Origin of the sequence: Kangiella sp. (genome assembly GCF_048265365.1) — a bacterium.
Taxonomy (GTDB): Bacteria; Pseudomonadota; Gammaproteobacteria; order Enterobacterales; family Kangiellaceae; genus Kangiella.
Map to the genome: position 1 here is coordinate 1,122,808 of NZ_JBLXBT010000001.1, position 22,416 is coordinate 1,145,223.

Genomic DNA, 22,416 nt, shown 5'->3' on the forward strand with positions numbered 1-22,416 from the left:
GTTTATTTAAAAGTTTCTTCGCTACGGCGTGTTAAAACTTCAACACCATCCGCAGTCACTAGTAGAGTATGCTCCCACTGCGCAGACAATGACTTATCTTTTGTCATTACTGTCCAGCCATCTTTCTTATGGTGTTTGACAAAACGCTTACCCGCATTAACCATCGGCTCAATAGTGAAAGTCATACCCTCTCTGAGTTCAAGGCCAGTACCGGGTCTGCCGTAATGAGTGACTTGTGGTTCTTCGTGGAAGGTATCACCAATACCGTGCCCGCAATATTCGCGCACGATGGAATAGCCTTTGCCTTCAGCAAATTTCTGAATGGCGGCACCAATATCACCCAAGCGAGCGCCAGGCTTGACCATGTCTATGGCAAGATAGAGCGCTTCCTGAGTAGTCTCAATGAGCTTTTTGGCTTGAGGGGTTGGTTCCCCAACCACAAACATTTTACTGGTATCACCGTGATAACCGTCTTTAATGACAGTCACATCAATATTGACGATATCGCCATTACGCAGAGGTTTCTTATTTGGAATGCCGTGACAAACCACATCATTAACCGAGGTACAGACCGATTTTGGGAAACCGCCATTGCGTACCGACTCGGTAGGCTGGCCATCTTCACCCAAACTCACAGGGTAGGGCGCGCCACCATAATATAAAGGCGCAGGGTAGCAACCTTGCACCTTAACAATATGCTCATGACAGATGTCATTCAGCTCTTCGGTAGTCACGCCTTTCTTGACGTGCTCGCCGATCATTTCCAATACTTCCGCCGCCAGGCGCCCAGCAACGCGCATTTTTTCAATTTCTTCAGGAGTTTTAATCTTAATCGTCATCTTCTGCCCAAATGATGCCCGCACAAAACCCTAATATTCAATAAGTTAGTGAAAGCTTAAACGGTAACTCGTAATTTGCGGTCTATTCTAACGAATTGTCGGAAACAAGGGAAACTAGATAGCAAAAACCGCCAGTAATTATTGGCGGTTTTATGGAGTGAGCAGTTTGGAAATGGTGAGGGTTTATAATAAAGAGGTTGTGATTGTTATTGAATAAACCACTAAAAATTAGTGAGTCCACTCAGTTTTTCCGACTTTTTTACCTTCATTATAAGTTGATCTACCGACTAGTTTGCCATTACTTCTGTACTGTAAAACCTGGCCGTGGCGCTTACCATTGACATAATCCTTGTCGAAGTTGATTTTACCATTGGAGTGATAGTCGTAGCACTTGCCATGCTTTTGGTTATCAACATAATCGCACTGAGCTACTTTGTTACCTTTATCGTTAAATTGCTCCCATAGCCCATGTTTTTTATCGCGCTGATAATGCTCGCGGAATTGGACTTTCCCATCTTTACGGTAGGTTTCTCGTAAACCATGCTTCTCACCCAATACATACTCCTGCATTTCAGTAACACGTCCCTCATACAGGCGATAAAAAGCACCATGTTTCTTCCAGCGCTTTTTACCATTTACTTCATGTTGGATATAAATGCCTCTAGCATATTTCGTGTTTTCAATTTTAAAGGTCAACCCCTGCTCATCGGTGAACTGTTGATCGTCTTCAAGTTTATCGAAATGCTCAGGCTTGATCTTGGTGTAATCGAAAGGTTCTGATTGCTCTGCGGCATGCATTGTTGAGATAAATAAAATAGAAAGAACAATAGCTAAAAGCTTCATAACGACTCCTTCGAATTCTAATTTTAGTGTAGCCTCCCCAAAGGCTAAAACTAGTTATAAAACATAATCAAGGGAATGGCTAGTATGATTTTTAAACAAGCCGGGTGATAGAAGTCAGGCGGGTATCGTTAATATGGAAGGTTTCCAAAGACTCTGTCACTACGCGCTTGAAACGCGTAATCCAGTGACTTTCATGGAATCGCATAGAGAGTTCGAACGATTAAACGACAAAGATTACCTCGAGCTTTTGTTTTTCGTATCAACCGCCAGGCCAATTGCAAAACCTGCCGCAATACCAATCGGTATTCCCAACGCGATATTATCAAAAGCGACACCTAAAGCCGCACCGACACCGACGCCAACTGCCATAAAAACGCCGACAAAGGTTTGCGGCTCTTGAGGCTTATTATTCTGTTCTGGTTGTTTGTGATTCATAATGTCCTCTTCTTCAGCTCTTATATCAATTACTTAGTTTCAGGGCAGTCACCCAAGCGTGTTGATTTCCAATGCATATTCATTGTCATCTGCTGTCCCATTCCACTTAGTGCCAGCTCCATTTTACCGTTACCTTTGTCTCCATCAACCTCATATTCACCGTCTATGGAAGAGGTCATGCCTGCATCTTCGCAGCGCATACCAAAGGTGATTTTGTTGCCGCTTAATTTATTTTCAATCAACTGGCAGCCTTGCATATCCTTAGTCATCTCCTCAGGGTCAAAATACCTTTCCTTGATGCATTCTTTTTGAGTGTCAGTGGTTTCCTGACCACTGATTGGGTCAGTTCGTGTCATAGTGGTTTCCCACAATCCTGGTTCTAATTCCAAACCTTTTGCCAGAGCTAGGGCAGGAAGAAGCAAACAGCCAATTAAAAGTGCCTTGTATTTCATGATATGTATTCCTCTGGATTAATAGCAGTACCTTACTTTAATCGATTTGAAAGGTTATGTCAGGAATGAACTTCAAAGTTCAACTTAGAGTATACCAATACAAACTAGCTCAAGCGTAATCACCATCAGCTTCTCAAAATACCCTCTGTCAGGTTTATTGGCCAGGACTCACATATAGCAATGACGTTTCAAGCTAATTAAGGCCAATAAGTTCTTCTGATTCTTTATCAAGGCTAATTAAGAATATTAAGTCAAAAGAGACATTATTAATTGCTTCAAACCCTTAAAAATGGTATAAAGCGCGCCGTGGCTGGCAAGTCCGTCTGTTTTTGATGGATTTCTAGTCACTAAACCTAAATCCACACGCAGGTCGACACATTTGCCGGGGTGCCTTTTGCTGTTTTAAGCTCTGAGGTCGGGAAATGGGATTTGCGGAGGCTTAACCCTAACTTAAAGAGAATATATTATGTCTAAAGTCAGTATGCGTGACATGCTACAGGCGGGTGTGCATTTCGGTCACAAAACCCGTTTCTGGAATCCTCAAATGCGTCCATATATCTTTGGTGCGCGTAACAAGATCCATATCATCAACCTTGAAGAAACTGTTCCTATGTTCAACGACGCGTTGAATTACTTAGGTAAAGTTGCTTCGAACAAAGGTAAAATTCTGTTTGTTGGTACTAAGCGTGCCGCTAGCGAAATTGTTAAAGAAGAAGCGACTCGTTCAGGTCAGTTCTTCGTTGATAAGCGCTGGTTAGGCGGTATGTTGACTAACTACAAAACCATTCGTGGTTCAATTAACCGTTTGAAAGACTTAGAAAAACAGTCTGAAGATGGCACTTTTGAGCGTTTGACTAAGAAAGAAGCTTTGATGCGCCGTCGTGAGATGGAAAAATTGGAAGCTTCTATCGGTGGTATCAAGAACATGGGCGGTTTGCCTGACGTATTGTTCGTGATTGACGCTGACCACGAAAATATTGCTATCGCAGAAGCTAACAAAATGGGTATCCCAGTTGTTGCAGTTGTTGATACCAACTCTAATCCTAAAGGCGTGGATTACATCATTCCTGGTAACGATGATGCGATCCGTGCGATTCGTCTATACTGCGCAGCCGTTGCTGATGCGGTTCTTGACGGTAAGCAGAGCAGCGCTACTACTGCCGATCAAAGCGACGAGTTTGTAGAAGCTGCTGACGAAGCTTAATCAGCAGGCTACATAAGCTATTCTAAGGGGGCAATGCCCCCTTTTTTGAACTATTTACTGATATTCGTTGCGGAATCCTGGCAACGAAAGACATGCGGAGAGAAATCATGGCTATTACTGCAGCATTAGTTAAAGAATTACGTGAGCGCACTGCCGCTGGCATGATGGAGTGTAAAAAGGCTCTAGTTGAAGCTGACGGCGATATCGAGTTAGCGATTGATAACATGCGTAAATCAGGTCAGGCGAAAGCGGCTAAAAAAGCAGGCCGTATCGCTGCTGAAGGTGTTATCTTGGCAAAATCTAACGGCAGCGTTGGTGTTCTAGTTGAAATCAACTCTGAAACTGACTTCGTTGCTCGCGATGAGAGCTTCTTGGGTTTTGCCAACGCGGTTGCTGACTTAGCGTTGGAAAAAGGTATCAGCGATGTTGAGACTTTGAACAACACTGAAATGGCTTCAGGCGAAACGGTTGAAGTTACTCGTGCTAACCTGGTTGCTAAAATCGGTGAGAACATGACGGTTCGTCGTGTTACTAAAATCGAAGGCGACAACTTGGGTGCTTATATCCACGGCGGTCGTATCGGCGTTTTAGTTTCAATGAAAGGTGGTGACGAAGACTTGGCTAAAGACGTAGCTATGCACGTTGCAGCAAGTAACCCACAGTTCAACAAAGCTGACGACGTTGCTCCAGAAGTTATCGAAAAAGAGAAAGAAATCATCAAAGCTCAACCTGATATGGAAGGCAAGCCTGAAGAGATCGTTGAGAAGATGATGGTTGGCCGTATCAAGAAATTTGTTGCTGAAATTACTCTTGAAGGTCAAAGCTTCGTTAAAGATCCATCAACAACAGTTGGCGATTTAGTGAAATCTAAAGGCGCTGAAGTTGTTTCATTCACTCGTTTTGAAGTGGGTGAGGGTATCGAGAAGAAATCAGAAGATTTTGCTTCTGAAGTTGCTGCTCAAATGGGTAAAAAATAAGCTAGAATTAGCTTAGGTAACATTTCTCGATAGTCGCGATAGTTAAAGAGGAACCGCGCATGACAAACCCGGCTTACAAGCGAATCTTGTTGAAATTAAGTGGTGAAGCACTGATGGGGCAGGAGGCGTTTGGAATCGACCCTTCGATTCTGGAGCGTATGGCAAAAGAAATTAAAGGGTTGAGTGAGCAGGGGATTGAAATTGGTGTGGTTCTTGGTGGCGGTAATATTTACCGTGGCCAGAAGCTATCCGAAGCTGGCATGAACCGTGTGACAGGTGATCACATGGGCATGCTGGCGACAGTAATGAATTCGCTGGCTCTACAAGATGCTTTCGAGCGTGTTGGACAGCCAGCGAAAGTCTTGTCGGCAATGCCTATCGATGGCGTTTGCCAAGGCTTTTCTCGTCGTGGTGCCATCAACTCCCTTGAAAAAGGTCGTGTCGTTATCTTCTGTGCCGGTACTGGCAATCCTTTCTTTACAACGGACACAGCCGCTTGTTTGCGCGGTATTGAGATCGATGCGGATCTGATTTTGAAAGCGACTAAAGTTGACGGTGTTTATTCGGCGGATCCAGCTAAAGATAAGAATGCAGTGCGTTATGAGCAATTAAGCTATAAAGAAGCGCTTGATAAAGAGCTTGCGGTTATGGACTTAACAGCGTTCTGCCTGGCTCGTGACCACAACAAAAATATTCGTGTTTTTGATATGACTAAACCGGGGAATCTTGAAAAAGCGGTTTTGGGTCATGCCGAAGGCACATTGATTCATCCTTAAGATAACCTAGGCGTCCGGAGATAAGCCGGCCGTTGATCCCAGCCCGAAATTGGGCATAATAGCCCTAGCTAATAAAAAACAAGCAAAATAGGAGAGTATTCTGTGATTAACGACATTCAAAAAGACGCTGACCAGCGTATGGATAAAACCATTGAGTCCTATAAAGGTGACTTGGCAAAGGTTCGTACCGGTCGTGCTCACCCTAGTTTGCTTGAGCATATTATGGTGCCTTATTACGGTGTAGACACACCTATCAGTCAGGTAGCCAGTATTGGCGTGCAAGAAGGCCGTACTTTGGTGCTACAAATTTTCGATAAAGGTGCGATTGAAGCCACCGAGAAAGCAATTCTTAAATCTGATTTAGGGTTAACGCCAAACGTTGCTGGTCAGGTGATTCGGATTGCATTGCCACCATTAAGCGAAGAGCGTCGCAAAGAATTTATTAAAGTGGTTAAAATGGAAGCTGAGAATGCAAAAGTTGCAGTGCGCAATATTCGTCGCGATGCTAATAACTCATTGAAAGAACTAGAGAAAGAAAAAGAAATCTCCGAAGATGATTTGCGTCGTGCTGAGGATCTGATCCAGAAGTTAACTGATACCAAAATAGCGCGCATCGATGAGATTTTGGCGGAGAAAGAAACAGAATTGATGGAAATCTGATTTCCTCAGTGCTATTTCACGAACGCCGTGGGCTTATGCTTCGCGGCGTTCTTGTATTTAAGTCTTTGAAATTTAGGGTAGAACAGGGTGTCGAATAAGCAACCAGCTACAACAGATAAGCTTCCACAGCATATCGCTATCATCATGGATGGCAATGGGCGCTGGGCACAGGCGCGCGGGAAAAAACGCGTGTTTGGCCATAAAGCAGGGATGGAGCGTGCGCGTGAGATGGCTGAGACTTGTGGCGAGCTGGGCATTAGTTACCTCACTTTATTTGCCTTCAGTAGCGAAAATTGGAATCGTCCAGCCGATGAAGTCAGCTTTTTGATGGATTTATTTGCTACCAGTCTGAAAAACGAATCGAAAAAGCTCAATAAAAATAACGTTAAGTTGAAGGTTATTGGTGACAAAACGGGTTTTGATAAAGGCTTACAAAAGGCCATTGATAAGGCCGAGGCATTGACCGCTGATAATGACGGGCTGATTCTAAACATTGCGGCAAACTATGGTGGCCGTTGGGATATCTTGCAGGCCAGCCAGCAATTGCTAAATAGTGGCCAAGAACTGACTGAAGCGAATCTGGCGCAACATTTAGCGACAGGAACCTCGCCGGAGCCGGATTTATTGATTCGTACTGGCGGTGAAAAGCGGATCAGCAACTTTCTGTTATGGCAGGCTGCGTATTCTGAGTTGTATTTTAGCGATGTGCTATGGCCAGATTTTGATAGTGAACAATTACAGTTGGCCTTGGCCGACTATGCTCAAAGACAGAGGCGCTTTGGCAAAACCGGTGAACAGGTAACAGGGTAAATTATGTTGAAACAAAGAATTATTACTGCGCTAGTACTATTGCCATTGGCAATGGCGCTGTTGTTTTATCCTGGCCTAAAAGTCTTTTCGCTTATTTTGATTCCAATCTTTGCCATTATTGCTTGGGAATGGAGCCGCTTATTACAAACCAATATCGTATTCAAAACACTGTTCATTGTGTTAGCGGTGGCTAGCCTGTGCGGTGTTTATTACTGGCTTAATGAAGGTGAGTTTTTTGATTACCCGCTGATTCCGGTTAATTGGACAGAATCGCACCCGTATAAACTACTAGTCGTTTCGATTATGGCCTGGGTGGTCGCCTTTGTGTTGATTCTGTTATATCCAAAGGTTGGCCGTGTCTGGTTGCGTGGTCCATGGATACGAGCCCTATTTGGTTTGGTTTTCCTGGTCAGCACCTGGTTGGCTGTGGTCCTTATTCGTAGCACTGATATTGTGCAAAATCATTATTATGGTGGCTGGTTACTGCTATTGATGTTTGTGGTCATCTGGGGCGCAGATGTTGGTGCTTATGTATTTGGTAAATCAATGGGTAAGCGTAAACTGGCGCCGGTAGTCAGCCCTAATAAAACCTGGGAAGGTGCGCTTGGTGGTTTGGTTACCGCTACGGTGTTATCAACCATTGCAGCTTTCTTTATTGGTTTGCCATTCTCGCTGACCTGGTTTGTTTTGTTAGCAATGGTGTTGGTGGTCGTTTCCGTTATTGGCGATTTGTTTGAAAGTATGCTCAAGCGCCAGGCGGGGATTAAGGACAGTAGCCAAATTTTACCTGGTCATGGTGGTCTGCTGGATCGTCTGGATAGTACACTGTCAGTTGCTCCTTTCTTTATTGTTGCTTTGCTGATCTTTAAGCACGGCCTGAGCCTTAGTCTATAACTATGTCCATTCAACGTCAGTCAATATGCATTCTCGGTGCGACCGGTTCGATTGGTACCAATACGCTGGATGTGATTCGACGTCATCCAGAGCGCTACCATGTATTCGCGCTAACCGCGAATCAGAATATCAACTTACTCTTTAAGCAGTGCGTCGAGTTCGAACCCGTATATGCGGTGTTAACCAACGACGAACATGCCGAATCATTACAGGCCAAGCTGGATGCTGAGAATATATCCACTACGCTATTGGTAGGTATTGACCAACTGGACTGGGTCGCGAGCCATAAGGATGTGGATACGGTCATGGCTGCGATTGTGGGGGCTGCTGGTTTGCTACCAACCCTGGCTGCGGTCAAAGCATCAAAGAAAGTGCTACTAGCCAATAAAGAAGCGTTGGTGATGTCTGGCGCTATTTTTATGCAGGCCGTTAACGATAGTGGGGCAACTTTATTACCCATTGATAGCGAGCACAATGCGATATTTCAGTGTTTGCCGGAACATTTCGTTTCACAGGGCATCCAATCCTGCGGTATCCATAATATCGTGTTGACGGGATCCGGCGGTCCATTCTTGAAAAAGCCACTGGCAGAGTTTCCGGTGATTAGCCCTGATGAGGCTTGCGCGCATCCCAACTGGTCTATGGGACGGAAGATTTCTGTGGACTCAGCAACCATGATGAATAAAGGTCTGGAGCTGATTGAAGCTTGCTGGTTGTTTGATGTGCAGCCGGAGCAGATAGAGGTGGTACTACACCCACAAAGTATCATTCATTCTATGGTGCGCTATCAGGATGGCTCCGTGATCGCGCAGATGGGAAATCCCGATATGCGTACGCCGATTGCTCATGCGCTGGCTTTCCCTGAAAGAATTAGCGCAGGTGTTGAGCCGTTGGATTTCATGCAAATTAGTGAATTAACCTTTGAGCAGCCCAGTTATGAGCGTTACCCGTGCTTAAAGTTGGCCAAAGAAGCGATGCAAGAGGGGGGCAACACTCCGGCGCGCCTTAATGCGGCTAATGAGGTGGCAGTGGCTGCCTTTTTGGATGAAAAAATTAATTTTGACCAAATCGCTGCGGTGATTCAGCAGACATTAACCGAAACTGAGTATGCTGATGTGGTGGATTTAGAGTCTGTACTTCTTGCCGATAAAGTGGCGAGAGAGCGTGCATACCATATTGTTGATGCGTTAAGGCCAGATTAAACATACTAAAGCTTAACGCAACCGAGATAGATAATTATAGATTGAGAACTATTATCTGATGACTGAATTTTTATACAGTATTTTTGGCTTGTTAATCCTGCTTGGGGTGTTAGTGACCTTTCATGAGTGGGGACACTATTGGGTCGCTAAAAAACTTGGTGTTAAAGCGCTTCGTTTCTCAGTGGGCTTTGGTAAACCTATTTGGGGTCGTACCAATAAGCACGGCACGGAATTTGTTATAGCTCCCATTCCTTTAGGTGGTTATGTCAGATTTGTTGATGAGCGTGAAGGCGATGTTGCCGAAGAAGATTTACCTTATGCTTTTAATCGGCAACCGGTCTGGAAGCGAATTTTAATCGTACTGGCAGGCCCGATGGCCAACTTTTTGTTGGCAATAGTGGTTTATGCAGCTGTTTATATGATGGGTATTGCCGTCGGAAAGCCGTTTGTGACTAATGTTTTGCCGAATACGGTTGCCGCTCAAGCTAATTTCCCAGAAAACAGCGAAATCCTTTCGGTAGACGGGGTTCAAGTAAAAAGTCTGGAAGATGCGATCTTTGCCTTTGTGGATCATATTGATGATGACAAGACCATTAAGGTTGAAGTTCAGCCGCTCAATAAGGAGCCAACTACGGTAGTTTTAGACGTAAGTCAGTGGCAAGAGCCTGATGAAGGTACTATTTTTGATAGCCTTGGCCTGGATTTTGGCCGGGTTGATGGTGAACCGTCCTTAGGGCTGGTCGCGGAAGACTCCCCAGCAGAGAACGGTGGCCTTAAAGTCGGTGATACGGTTGTTTCGGTCAATGGTGAGTCGATAAGCCTGTGGAGCGAATTTGTTGCCTTTATAGAAAACAGTCCTAGCAAACCGCTTGAGTTAATCGTTTCTCGCGACGGATATCAGCAGCCACTCGTGGTAACTCCAGAGCCCAATGAGCGTGATCCAGCCATAGGTTATCTAGGAATTGCGCCCTCCTTTCAAGGTTATAACGTCATAAATTATGGGTTCTTTGAGTCCATCGGTAAAGGGACAGAGCAAACCTGGGTGATGGTTGAGCGGATTGGTAGCTTCCTGGGGAAATTGATTACAGGGAAATTATCAATTAAAAACTTAGGTGGTCCGGTTGGAATTGCCCAAGGAGCAGGCCAGACTGCACAGGCCGGAATGGTTGCATTCTTGCTTTATCTCGCTATGATAAGCGTCAATTTAGGCTTCGTGAACCTTCTGCCAATCCCAATGTTAGACGGTGGTCATTTAATGTACTATCTTGTCGAACTTGTTCGTGGCAAGCCTGTCTCTGAAAAAATTATGGAACTTGGTATGAGAGTTGGCATCATACTAGTGCTGACAATCATGGCGATTGCGCTATTTTTCGACATAAACCGAATAAACCAATAGAGAACAATCAATGCGTTTGATAACAAAAACAGTTACGGCTTTAGTCTTATCTGCACTTTTTTCCAAAGCTGGCGCAATCGAGCCCTTTGTTGTAGAAGACATTCAAGTGGAAGGTTTGCAACGAGTTGAACTGGGAACATTTTTTACTGAGTTACCAATTCGTGTAGGTGAGAGGCTAGATGATGCTCGTGCTCCGAGTATTATTCGAGCTATTCATCAAACAGGTAATTTTGAATTCGTAAAACTGGAAAAAGAAGGTAACACCTTAAAAATAATTGTAGTGGAACGACCAGTAATTACCGACATTATTTTAAAAGGTAACAAGGTCCTTAAAACAGAACAGTTACTTGATGGCATGAATGGTGCTGGTATTTCTAAGGGAGAAGTACTCGATAGTTTTGTCCTTGAGAAAATCGAACAGGAAATTGCCAACCAGTATTATTCCAACGGCCATTATCATATCAATGTAGAGAAGAAGCTAGCAGAGTTGTCACGTAATCGTGTCCAATTGCATATCACTATTAATGAAGGTGGTTCGGCAAAAATCAAAGAATTCAATATAGTTGGCAATGACTTATTTTCAGATGAGAAACTACTCTCTCAATTTGAATTAACCACTGGTGGCCTGTTTACGTTTATCACGGATGACAATAAGTATAATAGTGACACTTTAGAGAAAGATCTTGAAACCCTAACCTCCTATTATAAAGATCGTGGTTACCTTGAATTTAAAATCAATTCAACTGAAATTTCTCTTTCTAATAATGAAGAAGATATTTATATCACCATCGTTGTGGACGAAGGTGAAATTTATACCGTTTCTGGAATCGATATCATTGGTGATTTCACATTAGATGTAGAAACCATTAGAAATTTTATTCCATTGAAGGCGGGTGATACTTATTCTGCGGCTGCAATGGCGTTTGCCGAAGAGCAAATCAAGCAACTTCTGGGAATTTACGGATATACTTTCGCCGAAGTTAGGACCATTCCGGAAGTATCTAAAGACACACCTGAGGCGAAGTTGGTTGTACTGGTTGAGCCTGGGGAGAGACACTATGTTGATCGTATCAGTTTTGAGGGTAATACCTCCACAAATGAAAATGTTTTAAGACGTGAGGTTCGAGTTCAAGAAGGCGGTAGTCTTTCATCGTCATTAGTTGAGCGTTCAAAAATTCGTTTACAACGTCTACCCTATATTGAGAATGTTCAAGTTGATACAGTCAAGAAAGAAGGCACAACAGATCGTGCTGATGTTATTTTTAAAGTAAAAGAGCGTAGCGCAGCCCAAATTAGTGGTGGTCTTGGATATAACGATTTTTACGGAATGACGATTAATGGTGAGCTGTCGCATAGTAATTTTATGGGTTCTGGTAATTCCGTTGGTTTAGCTTTAGATACCAATAAAGCTGTTAAGACTGTTCGTTTGAATTATACCGATAATTACTTTACTCAAGATGGTGTTGGTCTTTCATCTAACATCGTCTATAGTGAAACAGATTACGGGAAATTAAACCTTATTGCTCAAAGCTTGGATACTTTAGGCTTTGGCTCTACTGTCTACATACCAACTGGTGAGTATTCAACCTTCAGTGTTGGCTTTAATGCTTCTCAAAATGAGCTGACTTCTCCTGTCACTAACTCACAGCGAGTTATCGATTTCTTTGATTTATTGGGCTATGACGCAACTGTTGACTCTGAAGTGGATTTTGATATTTTTTCAGTCAATCTTGGCTATAGCATCAACTCCTTAAATCGCTCAATTTTTCCATCAAGAGGTAATCGACACCGTTATGGTTTAGAGGTTGGGACGGCAATAGGTGATCTGGAGTTTTATAAAGCCACTTATGATTATGACTATTATTTCCCTATTTCCGAGAATGGTTGGATATTTTCTGTACGTGGTGGCTTAGCTTATGGTGATGGTTATGGCGACACTGAAGACTTGCCATACTTTCAGAACTTTTATGGCGGCGGTAGTTCATCCTTAAGAGGATTTGAAACTAATACAATTGGGCCAAGAGATCTTCAAAGAATTCGGAGTACTCAAAACGTCCCAAGCCCAATACCAGGGGGCGGTACTACAACGGTTATTTTGCCTAGTGAATATGACAGCTTGTATATTGGTCGCTACTCAGTCGGTGGTAATGCGCGATTCCTGAACTCATTTGAGCTGATTTTCCCAACGCCATTCATTGAAGATACGACTAATGTGAGAACTAGTTTATTTATTGATGTAGGCAATGTTTGGGATACAAAATTTGACGCAAAGCGATTCGAGGATTTAGATATTGAGCCGACCAGTATTTTGAATTCTGTGCCTGATTACAGCGATTATAAGAATTATCGAGCATCGTATGGTATTTCGCTGCAATGGTACTCAGCCATGGGGCCTTTGCAGTTCAGTTTATCAAGACCGTTGAAAAGTGAACCTTATGACGATACAGAAACGTTCACTTTTTCAATTGGTAAAACATTTTAATTAGTAATTATATATAAATTATTGGAGATTAATTTTGAAAAAACTATTAGCAATATTTTTATTTGTCGCAGCAAGCATGCCATTAATGGCCAACGCTGAAACTAAAATTGGGATTATTAACTTTAGCGAAGTAATGGCTAAAGTTCCGCAGAAAGATGCGATCAATCAAAAGTTGAAAAAAGAATTTACCGGACGTGAAGAAGAGTTAAAGCGTTTAGGTCAAGAGATTGAAACCGCGCGTACTGACTACGTAAACAATGTAGCAACTATGACTGAATCTCAAGCGACTGAGAAAAAGCGTAGCATTCAGCAAAAAATGTCGGATTACAAGTTGAAGGAAGCGGCATTTAAAGAAGACGTTGAGAAGCGTAGCCGTGAAGAGCAACAAAAGCTTGGTACTCAAATTCGTAATGCTGTTGAATCTGTAGCTAAGAAAGGTGGTTATAATCTGTTGCTTGACCGTCAGGCTGCACCTTATATCGATGCTTCTATTCCAGATGTCACTGAGCAGGTTCTAGCTGAGTTATCAAAATAAGCGAATATACGTTTTAAAAATATTGCAACCTGTTGATAAGTGAGTAGTATTATTCTTTAAACGGCATATTCAGGTAGTCAAAGGTTTGCAAAAAACACTTCAAGACATTGCTGAGCACATTGGCGCTGAGCTTAAAGGAGAACCGCAGTTAGTGATAACTGCGGTTTCTCCGTTAAATAAAGCGCAAAAAGGTGAACTCAGTTTTATTAGCGATAAAAAATATTTGAGCCATGTTGAAAGCAGCAAAGCTTCTGCTTTGATAGTAAACCCTGCAATTGCTGAGCAGCTAAGTGGCAACCTGTTGGTGATGAAAGACCCCTATTTAGGATATGCCAAGGCAGCTCAGATATTTGATACCACACCACGCCCCCTTCAAGGCATAGCTTCAAGCGCGATCATCGCTGACACAGCTCAATTAGGCTCCAATGTAACTATTGATGCTCATGCGGTCATCAAGGATGGTGCGGTTATTGATGATAACGTTATCATCGGTGCGGGCGTTGTTATTGGTGAAAATGCCAGTATTGGTGAAAATACGATTATTTATCCCAATACGGTTATTTATCATGCCGTACAAATTGGTAGAGACTGCATTATTCACGCCAATGTGGTGATCGGCTCTGATGGCTTTGGTTATGCCAACGATCAGGGCGAATGGGTCAAAATTCCACAGGTGGGCAGTGTGGTTATTGGTGATTCGGTGGAAATCGGTGCTCATACTGCGATAGACCGAGGCGCACTTGAGAACACCATCATTGGAACAGGCGTTAAACTCGATAACCACATTCATATCGCACACAATGTGGTTATTGGTGATTACACGGCCATTGCGGGGTGCACAGCGATCGCAGGTAGCACAACTGTCGGAAAGCACTGCACAATCGCCGGCAGAGTGAGTATAATTGGCCACCTTAAGGTATGCGATAAAGCACATATCACAGCAACCACCTTTGTGAATAAATCAATTACAGAGCCTGGAGCCTATTCTTCAGGTACGACATTCCAGACCAATAAGGAATGGCATAAAAGTGCAGTACGTTTCAGACAATTGGATGAAATGTGGCGTAAACTAAAACAGCTGGAAAAAGAACTAGGGCAGCTAAAAGACTCAAGAGACGATAATGATGAGCGATAACAACGAAACAGAAATGAATTCCATGGATATCTATGAGGTGATGAAGCACTTACCTCACCGCTATCCTTTTTTATTGGTTGACCGAGTGGTCGACTTTAAAGCTGGGGAGTATTTGAAAGCTATTAAGAATGTGACAGTAAATGAGCCATTCTTTCCGGGACACTTCCCACACCGCCCCGTATTTCCTGGAGTTCTTATGCTTGAAGCTATGGCGCAGGCCAGTGGCATTCTAGCATTTAAGACGACAGAATCATTGCCAAGTGATGACTCTCTGTTCTATTTTGTTGGTATTGATGATGCACGTTTCAAGAAACCAGTTGAGCCAGGCGATCAAGTGGTAATGGAAGTTACTGTCTTGAAGCGTAAACGCGATATGTGGAAGTTTTCTGCAGTTGCCACGGTTGACGGCAAAGTAGTCTGCTCCGCTGAACTCATGTGTGCTAAGAAGGATATTGTGTGATCCATCCAACAGCCATTATTGACCCATCAGCAAATATTGCTGATGGAGTAGAAATTGGCCCATATTCAATTGTTGGTGAAGACGTTTCCATTGACTCAGGGACTGTAGTTGGTCCTCATGTGGTTATTGGAAGCTATACCACCATTGGCAAGAATAACCGCTTTTTCCAGTTTTCTTCGATTGGCGAAGAAAATCAGGATAAAAAGTATGCGGGCGAACCCACTCGAACCATCATTGGTGATGGTAACGTGTTCCGGGAGTGCTGTACGGTGCATCGTGGTACTGTGCAAGACGGTTCAGAAACTCGGATAGGTAATAATGGCTGGTTCATGGCTTATACCCACATCGCGCATGATTGTGTGCTCGGTGACAATATCATTATGTCTAATAATGCAACGTTAGCAGGGCATGTCCATGTGGGTGACCACGTTATTTTGTCGGGTTTTGCTAAGATCCATCAGTTCTGCAAAATTGGTGACCATGCCTTTATTGGTATGGACTGCGCCATTAGCAAAGATATCCCACCGTTTGTGCTAGTAGCCGAAAATGCACCCTACGGCCTCAACTCAGAAGGCTTGAAGCGTCGCGGCTTCTCAGCAGAGAGCATTAGCGAGTTAAAGCGAGCTTACCGCACCATTTATCGTAAATCATTGAAAACCGATGAAGCCATTGCTGAAATGTCGGAAAGTTCCGATCCCCATGTACAACAAATGGTAGAATTTTTGCAGAATGCGAACCGAGGTATTTTGCGCTAAGTTAGCTTGCGACTTGTCAAAAAAAGTTATCGCAAATACCTGGTCTGCTTAAGTAGATGCCTAAGCGTAGCTTGAGTAAAAAAGAATAAGGGGAGTAGCAATGCAAACATCGCCTTTTGCAGATAATACCGTAGCAGAATCAGTGACCAAGATTGCCATTATCGCCGGAGAGTCTTCCGGCGATATTTTAGGTGCCGGTTTAATTAAAGAACTTAAAAAGCACTTTCCTAATGCTACATTTGAGGGCATTGCTGGTGATTTGATGCAGGCCGAAGGCTGCAAAAGCCTTTACCCTTTGGAGTCCTTGGCAGTTATGGGGATTGTGCCGATTCTTAAACGTCTCCCTGAACTGCTAAAAATGCGTCGCGACTTGACCAAACGCTGGATTGAGTCGCCACCCGATATGTTTATCGGCATTGATGCGCCGGAGTTTAATATTGGTCTGGAAAAGAAATTAAAAGCTCAAAACATCAAAACTATTCATTATGTCAGCCCCTCAGTCTGGGCCTGGCGCCCAAAGCGTATCTTAAAGATCCGCAAAGCTACAGATTTAATGCTCTGTTTGTTTCCTTTTGAGCAAGACATCTATCAGCGCCATGCGATTGATAATTTCTGTGTAGGCCATCCCTTGGCCGATCAGATCCCCATGGAGATGGACAAGACTGAAGCCAGACAACGTCTGGGGATATCAGATGCTAATGCTAAGCGTGTAATCTGCATCATGCCGGGCAGTCGCGGTTCAGAAATGAAATTTCTCGGTCAGGACTTTATAGAAACGGCCAAGTTGATTCAGGGCTATTATCCAGACACCAAGTTTATAGCACCTATGGCCAATCAGGCTCGTCGCCAGCAGTTTGAAGCCTTACTCCAAGAAACAACCGACGCACCTGACATTCAATTAGTTGACGGTCAATCAAGAGATTGCATGGCCGCTAGCGATTTATTGGTGATGGCGTCCGGCACTGCAACTTTAGAAGCAATGCTGGTAAAGCGTCCAACCGTGGTTGCCTACAAAGTCGGCGGTTTCAGTTATCAGATATTTAAGCGTTTGCTGATCATTGATACCTTTGCTATTCCCAATTTACTGGCTAAGAAACCCTTAATCCCGGAGCTGATCCAAGAAGAGTGCACGCCTGATAATATTTTTGCTGAAGTTCGCGCCTGGCTAGAGGATGATGGTCAGCGTTGGCAGGAAATCAAAGCGGTATTTGAGGAATGGCACGATAAGCTACGTAAAAATGCTGATGTGTATGCCGCTAATTCGATTACGCAATGGTGGCTGGCTAACGGACGCTAATGAATTCTTAAAATAAAAAGAGCAGACTATGGAGCAAACGATATTAATTGCAGGTGTGGATGAAGTAGGGCGCGGCCCATTGGCAGGGCCGGTTGTGGCGGCTGCGGTGATACTTGATCCCGCAAACCCTATTGCGGGACTGGCTGACTCCAAAAAACTGACAGAAAAGCGACGTGAGGCTTTGTCTCTTGAGATTAAAGAGAAAGCCCTGGCCTGGTCGATAGCGCGAGCAGAAGTCGAAGAAATTGATCGAATTAACATCTTGCAAGCGAGCCTACTGGCTATGAAGCGTGCGGTTGAAACATTAAGCCATTTACCTGAGTTGGCATTGATCGATGGTAACCATTGCCCACAGTTGGATTGCCGTATGGAAGCTATCATCAAGGGTGACAGCAAAGAGCCGGCGATTAGTGCGGCATCGATTTTGGCCAAAGTGGCTCGTGACAATGAAATGGTTGAAATGGAGCAGGCTTATCCGGGCTATGGTTTTGCCAAGCATAAAGGTTATCCAACCAAGCAGCATAGAGAAGCGATTCTACAGCTGGGAATAACCCCCATTCATCGCCGTTCTTATGCTCCTGTACAACAAATGCTAAACCTTTAGCATTTCACAGCTAACTTACTGATATTAAAATTAAAAAACTCAAACCTATTAAAAGACTGGAAACAATTTGGCTGGCTTTTATAATAAGTCAGATCATAACGATACCTAACAAGTTTAAACTACAAGAGCTAACAGACAGAACACTATGACACCACGCTTTATTCACCTCAAAATGCATACCGAATACTCTATGGTGGATAGTGTTGTGCGGATCAAGCCACTGATTGCGACCTGCAAGGAACACAAGATTCCGGCAATCGCAATGACCGACCAGATGAACATGTGTGGCCTGGTTAAGTTCTACTCTCAGTCAGTCTCAGCGGGCATTAAACCGATAGCAGGCGCTGACTTATTAATTCAGAATCCTAATGATGAGGACGAACATTTTCGTGTCACAGCTTTGTGCATGAACAATACCGGTTACCTCAATCTCAAGTACGTCATTTCTCGCGCTTATCTTAAGAACCAGCATCGTGGTCTGCCTTTAGTTAAAAAAGAATGGCTACCAGAGTATGCGGAAGGCTTGATCATTTTATCCGGCGGGAGACAGGGCGATGTGGGCAAAGCTTTGCTTGCCGGCAACATGGATCAGGCAGCCTCAAATCTTGGTTTCTGGAATCATCATTTCAAAGATCGCTATTACCTTGAATTGCAGCGCACCGGTCGCCCGCAGGAAAATGAATACATTCATCAGGTCATTGGCCTGGCGCAGGGTGCCAGTACGCCGGTTGTAGCAACCAATGATGTGCGTTTTATCCATAAAGAAGACTTCGATGCGCATGAAGCTCGGGTCTGTATTAATCAGGGGCGAGTATTAGCTGACCCGCGTCGTCCGCGCGAATACAGCGAACAGCAGTATTTGCGTAGCGAAGCAGAAATGGTTGAGTTGTTCGAGGATATTCCTGAAGCGCTGGAAAACAGTGTAGAAATTGCTAAACGCTGTAATCTGGAGATGCGACTTGGCGAGTACTTCTTACCGGAATTTCCAATCCCGGAAGGCATGACTATTGCTCAATACTTTGAGAAAGTCTCTAAAGAAGGTTTAGAGGACCGACTCGATCAACTGTTTGATCGTAACGCAGAGGATTTCGCCGATATTCGCAAAGCTTATGATGAACGCTTACAGATTGAGCTGGACGTAATCAACGACATGGGTTTCCCCGGCTACTTCTTAATCGTTGCCGACTTTATTCAATGGTCCAAGAATAACGGTGTGCCGGTCGGCCCAGGTCGTGGTTCGGGTGCCGGCTCTTTGGTCGCATACGCGATGAAAATTACCGATCTTGATCCGCTGGAATATGACCTCCTTTTCGAGCGATTCCTAAATCCTGAACGGGTTTCAATGCCTGACTTTGACGTCGACTTCTGTATGGAAGGGCGCGATCGAGTGATTGATTATGTAGCCGAACGCTATGGCCGCAACAGTGTGTCGCAGATTATTACTTTCGGTACCATGGCCGCTAAAGCGGTAATTCGTGATGTGGGCCGTGTATTCAGTCATCCGTATGGTTTTGTGGATAAGCTGGCTAAGTTGATTCCCTTTGAAGTGGGCATGACGCTGGAAAAAGCCTTTGAGCAGGAGCCCGAACTTCCTCGCTTATACGAAGAAGACGAAGACGTTCGTGAGTTGTGGGACTTGGCGCGTAAGCTAGAAGGTGTCACTCGAAACGCCGGTAAGCACGCCGGTGGTGTGGTTATCGCGCCGAATGATCTGGAAGAGTTTGCGCCGTTGTACTGCGATGAAACTGGCCACAACATCGTTACTCAATTTGATAAAGACGATGTAGAAAGTGCTGGCCTGGTCAAGTTTGACTTCTTGGGTCTGAGAACCTTAACCATTATCGACTGGGCAATTGAAACCGCAAACGGCATCATTGCCAAGAAAGGCGAAGAACCGATCGATATCACGACCATCGACACCGAAGATCAGCAGGTTTTTGATTTGTTGCAGCGGGCCGATACCACTGCCGTGTTCCAGCTCGAATCTCGCGGTATGAAGGATTTGATTAAACGCCTCAAGCCAAATCGCTTTGAAGACATTATCGCATTGGTAGCGCTGTTCCGTCCGGGCCCATTGCAGTCGGGCATGGTTGATAACTTTATTAATCGTAAGCACGGTCGCGAGATTGTTTCCTATCCCGATGCGAACTATCAACACGAATCCTTAAAAGAAATTCTTGAGCCAACCTACGGCATCATTCTCTATCAGGAGCAGGTGATGCAGATCGCGCAGGTGTTGGCTGGCTACACGCTGGGCGGTGCGGATATTTTGCGTCGTGCCATGGGTAAGAAAAAGCCCGAAGAGATGGAGAAGCAGCGTAGCATTTTTAAAGACGGTGCGATCAAGAATGGTGTCGATGGCGATCTCGCCATGAAGATTTTTGACTTGGTAGAGAAATTCGCCGGTTACGGTTTCAACAAATCACACTCAGCCGCCTATGCACTGGTGGCCTATCAAACGGCATGGCTCAAAACCCATCATCCGGCGGCATTTATGGCCGCAGTTATGTCTTCGGATATGGATAACACCGATAAGGTCGTTACTTACGTTGAAGACGCCGCAAATAATAACTTAACCATTACACCGCCTGATGTTAACAAAGGGCAGTACCGCTTCTCTGTCGATGAAGAAGGGCGCATTGTCTATGGCATCGGCGCTATTAAAGGTGTGGGTGAAGGGGCTATTGAGAGCATCGTCAATGAACGTGAAGCCAATGGTTCTTATAAAGATTTGTTCGACTTCTGTAGTCGTGTCGATTTAAAGAAAGCCAATCGTCGTACTTTAGAAGCCTTGATTCGTGCAGGTGCCATGGATCTCATAGGACCGAATCGCGCAACACTGATGGCCTCGTTGGACGAAGCAGTAAAAGCCGCCGAACAGTTCAATAAAAGCCAGGCCGCGGGGCAGGATGATTTATTCGGAAGTGTGGTCGCGACCACCGCCACCGAACAGCATCAATACATTCGCGTTAAACCGTGGACTGATGAACAGGTCCTGCAAGGTGAAAAAGAAACTCTCGGTTTGTATCTGACGGGTCACCCAATCGATCGTTACATTCCCGAAATCAAACAAATGAGCATTACTCGTTTGCGCGATCTGCAACCAACCGGTCGAGGTAACTCGGCAAGAGTGGTGGGTCTAATCGTTGGCATGCGCGTCATGAATACCAAGCGCGGTGATAAAATGGCCATTCTGACACTGGATGATAAGTCGGGACGATGCGATGTCACTGTGTATGCAGAAACCTTCGAAACTTACCGCCATCTACTGAGTCGAGATAACGTCATCGTGGTTGATGGTGAAGCGCGCCATGATGATTATTCCGGCGGCACCAGTGTCAGCGCCAATAGCGTTATGTCATTCGAACAGGCGCGTGAACAATATTGCAAAAAGATCATCATCACCATCTCCGACTCTATCATTGGTCCAGATACTATGGTTGAGCTTGAAGAAAAGATCAGTCAAAATCGTGACGGCGCCTGCCCAGTGATTATCAACTTCCAATACCAACAAAAACAAATCGCTGGTGATTTCGTCATGAGCGAAGACTGGTGCGTACAACCGGTCGATGCCCTAGTATTTAGCCTGAAACACATTCCTGGATGTGTTGATGCAAAAGTAGAGTATTAGGTCTAAATATCTGATTACTCTACCCCAAAAGCCCATTAACCAAAGTACCTCCCAGCACTAAACACCCGATCGCATAAACAGGCAGCAACCGAATTACCCAGGGAATAACTTTGTCAGCAAACTTTTTGTGCCATCTCCAGGGAACGCCCAATAACCCTAAACTGGTTATAACGATAAGCCAGCCAAGCGCCAGGTGAAAGTTCATAAACTGCATCTGTGGAGCATAAAGAATTAGAGATAAGCCGAAGACGATTCGAATCAATTGTTCGCTGTAATGTGCTTGGGCTGATGAAGCGAACTGGCGTAAGAAATGTTTTGCAGGGGCAGGTTTAATAAAAGCTATGAAAGCGAAGCCAATCAGGAATAAGGCTGCGACTAGAATGATGAAGCTATAAATCCAATTCATCGTGAGCTACCTATAGAATTGAGCAGACCCTTGAGTCTGCTCAATGTCATTACGGATTACAACTTTTTCTTTAAACGCTTTTCCACCATCTTCTTTTCCCAATTGATCTTGAAAAGGTTGATGACCTCAAAGGCTTGTAATCCATGAAGAGTAAGACCCAACGCCCAGGCTCCCCACGGGATTAACATCTCAGAAATTTTCCCCGTGAAAATAAAGATGACTGTAAAAATGATGAAGAACAGTAAATGTCCATAAAAGTCCTTAATCCCTTTGACGTACTCCATTGCTTCAGCTTCTTCATTGCTAACAGTTTCAACAGCTGGTTTTGGTTTGGCGACTTGCTCAGTGTTTTGTGTTGTTTCATTGGTATTGGTGGTGTTCATATCAGGCTCTCCTGTGCTGTCCTTAGTGGTGGACGGTTCAAATGTAGCTATATCAACTTCAAACACAGAGGCTAATGATTTTTTCGTTTCAAGACTGGGCGCTGTCTGACCACGTTCAATGCGCTGAATGGTACGAGTACTAACACCCGTTAACTCTGCTAATTGCTCTTGTGACCAACCTCTTTTCAATCTTAATTTTCTAACAATCATAATCAATCCGTTCTGTGTTTAGTAAAGCTC

General features: G+C 44.3%; 22 protein-coding genes. 16 read left to right on the forward strand and 6 right to left on the reverse strand.

Annotated elements, in window-relative coordinates; genetic code table 11:
• Positions 1-2: 2 nt before the first annotated feature.
• The 4 genes from map to ACN0VI_RS05235 form a co-directional block, all read right to left on the reverse strand.
• Positions 3-839: a type I methionyl aminopeptidase gene (gene map / locus ACN0VI_RS05220; RefSeq protein ID WP_331891561.1), complete on the reverse strand. Its 837-nt coding sequence runs from the start codon at positions 837-839 to the stop codon at positions 3-5.
• Positions 840-1,067: 228 nt separating this feature from the next.
• Positions 1,068-1,682, reverse strand: coding sequence for a hypothetical protein (locus tag ACN0VI_RS05225; RefSeq protein WP_331891563.1), 615 nt, complete (start codon positions 1,680-1,682; stop codon positions 1,068-1,070).
• Between the two features lie 234 nt (positions 1,683-1,916).
• A complete protein-coding gene (locus ACN0VI_RS05230; protein ID WP_331891564.1) occupies positions 1,917-2,117 on the reverse strand; it encodes a hypothetical protein in 201 nt (66 codons plus the stop codon).
• A 29-nt stretch (positions 2,118-2,146) separates the two neighbouring features.
• A complete protein-coding gene (locus tag ACN0VI_RS05235) occupies positions 2,147-2,569 on the reverse strand; it encodes a DUF3617 domain-containing protein (protein ID WP_417446007.1) in 423 nt (140 codons plus the stop codon).
• 466 nt (positions 2,570-3,035) lie between these two features.
• Here ACN0VI_RS05235 and rpsB point away from each other — a divergent pair, with 466 nt between their 5' ends.
• The 16 genes from rpsB to dnaE all read left to right on the forward strand — a co-directional run bounded on the left by rpsB (position 3,036) and on the right by dnaE (position 21,387).
• Entirely contained in the window at positions 3,036-3,773 is a 738-nt protein-coding gene (gene rpsB, locus ACN0VI_RS05240; protein WP_331891566.1) for a 30S ribosomal protein S2, read from the forward strand.
• Between the two features lie 107 nt (positions 3,774-3,880).
• Complete coding sequence (gene tsf / locus ACN0VI_RS05245; protein WP_417446008.1) at positions 3,881-4,750, forward strand: translation elongation factor Ts; 870 nt, start codon at positions 3,881-3,883, stop codon at positions 4,748-4,750.
• Positions 4,751-4,809: 59 nt separating this feature from the next.
• Positions 4,810-5,526 carry a UMP kinase gene (pyrH, locus tag ACN0VI_RS05250; protein WP_331891567.1) on the forward strand — a complete coding sequence of 239 codons (717 nt, stop codon included), beginning with the start codon at positions 4,810-4,812 and terminating at the stop codon, positions 5,524-5,526.
• A gap of 102 nt (positions 5,527-5,628) precedes the next feature.
• Complete coding sequence (gene frr / locus ACN0VI_RS05255; protein WP_331891568.1) at positions 5,629-6,186, forward strand: ribosome recycling factor; 558 nt, start codon at positions 5,629-5,631, stop codon at positions 6,184-6,186.
• An 87-nt stretch (positions 6,187-6,273) separates the two neighbouring features.
• A complete protein-coding gene (locus tag ACN0VI_RS05260) occupies positions 6,274-6,996 on the forward strand; it encodes an isoprenyl transferase (RefSeq protein ID WP_417446009.1) in 723 nt (240 codons plus the stop codon).
• A 3-nt stretch (positions 6,997-6,999) separates the two neighbouring features.
• On the forward strand, positions 7,000-7,890 hold the full coding sequence (locus tag ACN0VI_RS05265; RefSeq protein ID WP_417446010.1) for a phosphatidate cytidylyltransferase: 891 nt from the start codon (positions 7,000-7,002) through the stop codon (positions 7,888-7,890).
• A gap of 2 nt (positions 7,891-7,892) precedes the next feature.
• Positions 7,893-9,092 (forward strand): 1-deoxy-D-xylulose-5-phosphate reductoisomerase, encoded by a 1,200-nt coding sequence (gene ispC / locus ACN0VI_RS05270; RefSeq protein WP_331891334.1) that lies wholly within the window; start codon positions 7,893-7,895, stop codon positions 9,090-9,092.
• Positions 9,093-9,150: 58 nt separating this feature from the next.
• A complete protein-coding gene (gene rseP, locus ACN0VI_RS05275; protein WP_417446011.1) occupies positions 9,151-10,488 on the forward strand; it encodes an RIP metalloprotease RseP in 1,338 nt (445 codons plus the stop codon).
• Positions 10,489-10,498: 10 nt separating this feature from the next.
• Positions 10,499-12,970 carry an outer membrane protein assembly factor BamA gene (gene bamA, locus ACN0VI_RS05280; protein ID WP_417446012.1) on the forward strand — a complete coding sequence of 824 codons (2,472 nt, stop codon included), beginning with the start codon at positions 10,499-10,501 and terminating at the stop codon, positions 12,968-12,970.
• A 34-nt stretch (positions 12,971-13,004) separates the two neighbouring features.
• The gene (locus tag ACN0VI_RS05285) at positions 13,005-13,505 is read left to right on the forward strand and encodes an OmpH family outer membrane protein (protein ID WP_417446013.1); all 501 of its coding nucleotides are present in this window, start codon (positions 13,005-13,007) and stop codon (positions 13,503-13,505) included.
• 85 nt (positions 13,506-13,590) lie between these two features.
• A complete protein-coding gene (gene lpxD, locus ACN0VI_RS05290; protein ID WP_417446014.1) occupies positions 13,591-14,640 on the forward strand; it encodes a UDP-3-O-(3-hydroxymyristoyl)glucosamine N-acyltransferase in 1,050 nt (349 codons plus the stop codon).
• Positions 14,630-15,100: a 3-hydroxyacyl-ACP dehydratase FabZ gene (gene fabZ, locus ACN0VI_RS05295; RefSeq protein WP_417446578.1), complete on the forward strand. Its 471-nt coding sequence runs from the start codon at positions 14,630-14,632 to the stop codon at positions 15,098-15,100. The genes lpxD and fabZ overlap by 11 nt, the downstream gene beginning before the upstream one ends.
• Complete coding sequence (gene lpxA, locus ACN0VI_RS05300) at positions 15,097-15,855, forward strand: acyl-ACP--UDP-N-acetylglucosamine O-acyltransferase (protein WP_417446015.1); 759 nt, start codon at positions 15,097-15,099, stop codon at positions 15,853-15,855. The genes fabZ and lpxA overlap by 4 nt, the downstream gene beginning before the upstream one ends.
• Positions 15,856-15,955: 100 nt before the next feature.
• Positions 15,956-17,152 (forward strand): lipid-A-disaccharide synthase, encoded by a 1,197-nt coding sequence (gene lpxB / locus ACN0VI_RS05305; protein ID WP_417446016.1) that lies wholly within the window; start codon positions 15,956-15,958, stop codon positions 17,150-17,152.
• 28 nt (positions 17,153-17,180) lie between these two features.
• Positions 17,181-17,756: a ribonuclease HII gene (rnhB, locus tag ACN0VI_RS05310; protein WP_331891325.1), complete on the forward strand. Its 576-nt coding sequence runs from the start codon at positions 17,181-17,183 to the stop codon at positions 17,754-17,756.
• 145 nt (positions 17,757-17,901) lie between these two features.
• Positions 17,902-21,387, forward strand: a complete 3,486-nt coding sequence (gene dnaE / locus ACN0VI_RS05315) for a DNA polymerase III subunit alpha (RefSeq protein ID WP_417446017.1) — start codon at positions 17,902-17,904, stop codon at positions 21,385-21,387.
• A gap of 19 nt (positions 21,388-21,406) precedes the next feature.
• Here dnaE and ACN0VI_RS05320 read toward each other — a convergent pair whose 3' ends face one another.
• Both ACN0VI_RS05320 and ACN0VI_RS05325 read right to left on the reverse strand, forming a co-directional pair.
• The gene (locus ACN0VI_RS05320) at positions 21,407-21,793 is read right to left on the reverse strand and encodes a hypothetical protein (protein WP_417446018.1); all 387 of its coding nucleotides are present in this window, start codon (positions 21,791-21,793) and stop codon (positions 21,407-21,409) included.
• Between the two features lie 56 nt (positions 21,794-21,849).
• A complete protein-coding gene (locus ACN0VI_RS05325; RefSeq protein WP_417446019.1) occupies positions 21,850-22,386 on the reverse strand; it encodes a helix-turn-helix domain-containing protein in 537 nt (178 codons plus the stop codon).
• Between the last annotated feature and the right edge of the window lie 30 nt (positions 22,387-22,416).

Excerpts from the sequence above, each read along its gene's own strand:
- ACN0VI_RS05235 (WP_417446007.1), bottom strand. The coding sequence starts at position 2,569 with ATGAAATACAAGGCACTTTTAATTGGCTGTTTGCTTCTTCCTGCCCTA.
- ACN0VI_RS05320 (WP_417446018.1), bottom strand. The coding sequence starts at position 21,793 with ATGAATTGGATTTATAGCTTCATCATTCTAGTCGCAGCCTTATTCCTG.
- lpxB (WP_417446016.1), top strand. The coding sequence starts at position 15,956 with ATGCAAACATCGCCTTTTGCAGATAATACCGTAGCAGAATCAGTGACC.
- bamA (WP_417446012.1), top strand. The coding sequence starts at position 10,499 with ATGCGTTTGATAACAAAAACAGTTACGGCTTTAGTCTTATCTGCACTT.
- fabZ (WP_417446578.1), top strand. The coding sequence starts at position 14,630 with ATGAGCGATAACAACGAAACAGAAATGAATTCCATGGATATCTATGAG.
- pyrH (WP_331891567.1), top strand. The coding sequence starts at position 4,810 with ATGACAAACCCGGCTTACAAGCGAATCTTGTTGAAATTAAGTGGTGAA.
- ACN0VI_RS05325 (WP_417446019.1), bottom strand. The coding sequence starts at position 22,386 with ATGATTGTTAGAAAATTAAGATTGAAAAGAGGTTGGTCACAAGAGCAA.
- ACN0VI_RS05230 (WP_331891564.1), bottom strand. The coding sequence starts at position 2,117 with ATGAATCACAAACAACCAGAACAGAATAATAAGCCTCAAGAGCCGCAA.
- ispC (WP_331891334.1), top strand. The coding sequence starts at position 7,893 with ATGTCCATTCAACGTCAGTCAATATGCATTCTCGGTGCGACCGGTTCG.
- map (WP_331891561.1), bottom strand. The coding sequence starts at position 839 with ATGACGATTAAGATTAAAACTCCTGAAGAAATTGAAAAAATGCGCGTT.
- rpsB (WP_331891566.1), top strand. The coding sequence starts at position 3,036 with ATGTCTAAAGTCAGTATGCGTGACATGCTACAGGCGGGTGTGCATTTC.
- tsf (WP_417446008.1), top strand. The coding sequence starts at position 3,881 with ATGGCTATTACTGCAGCATTAGTTAAAGAATTACGTGAGCGCACTGCC.
- ACN0VI_RS05265 (WP_417446010.1), top strand. The coding sequence starts at position 7,000 with ATGTTGAAACAAAGAATTATTACTGCGCTAGTACTATTGCCATTGGCA.
- ACN0VI_RS05225 (WP_331891563.1), bottom strand. The coding sequence starts at position 1,682 with ATGAAGCTTTTAGCTATTGTTCTTTCTATTTTATTTATCTCAACAATG.
- dnaE (WP_417446017.1), top strand. The coding sequence starts at position 17,902 with ATGACACCACGCTTTATTCACCTCAAAATGCATACCGAATACTCTATG.
- rseP (WP_417446011.1), top strand. The coding sequence starts at position 9,151 with ATGACTGAATTTTTATACAGTATTTTTGGCTTGTTAATCCTGCTTGGG.
- rnhB (WP_331891325.1), top strand. The coding sequence starts at position 17,181 with ATGGAGCAAACGATATTAATTGCAGGTGTGGATGAAGTAGGGCGCGGC.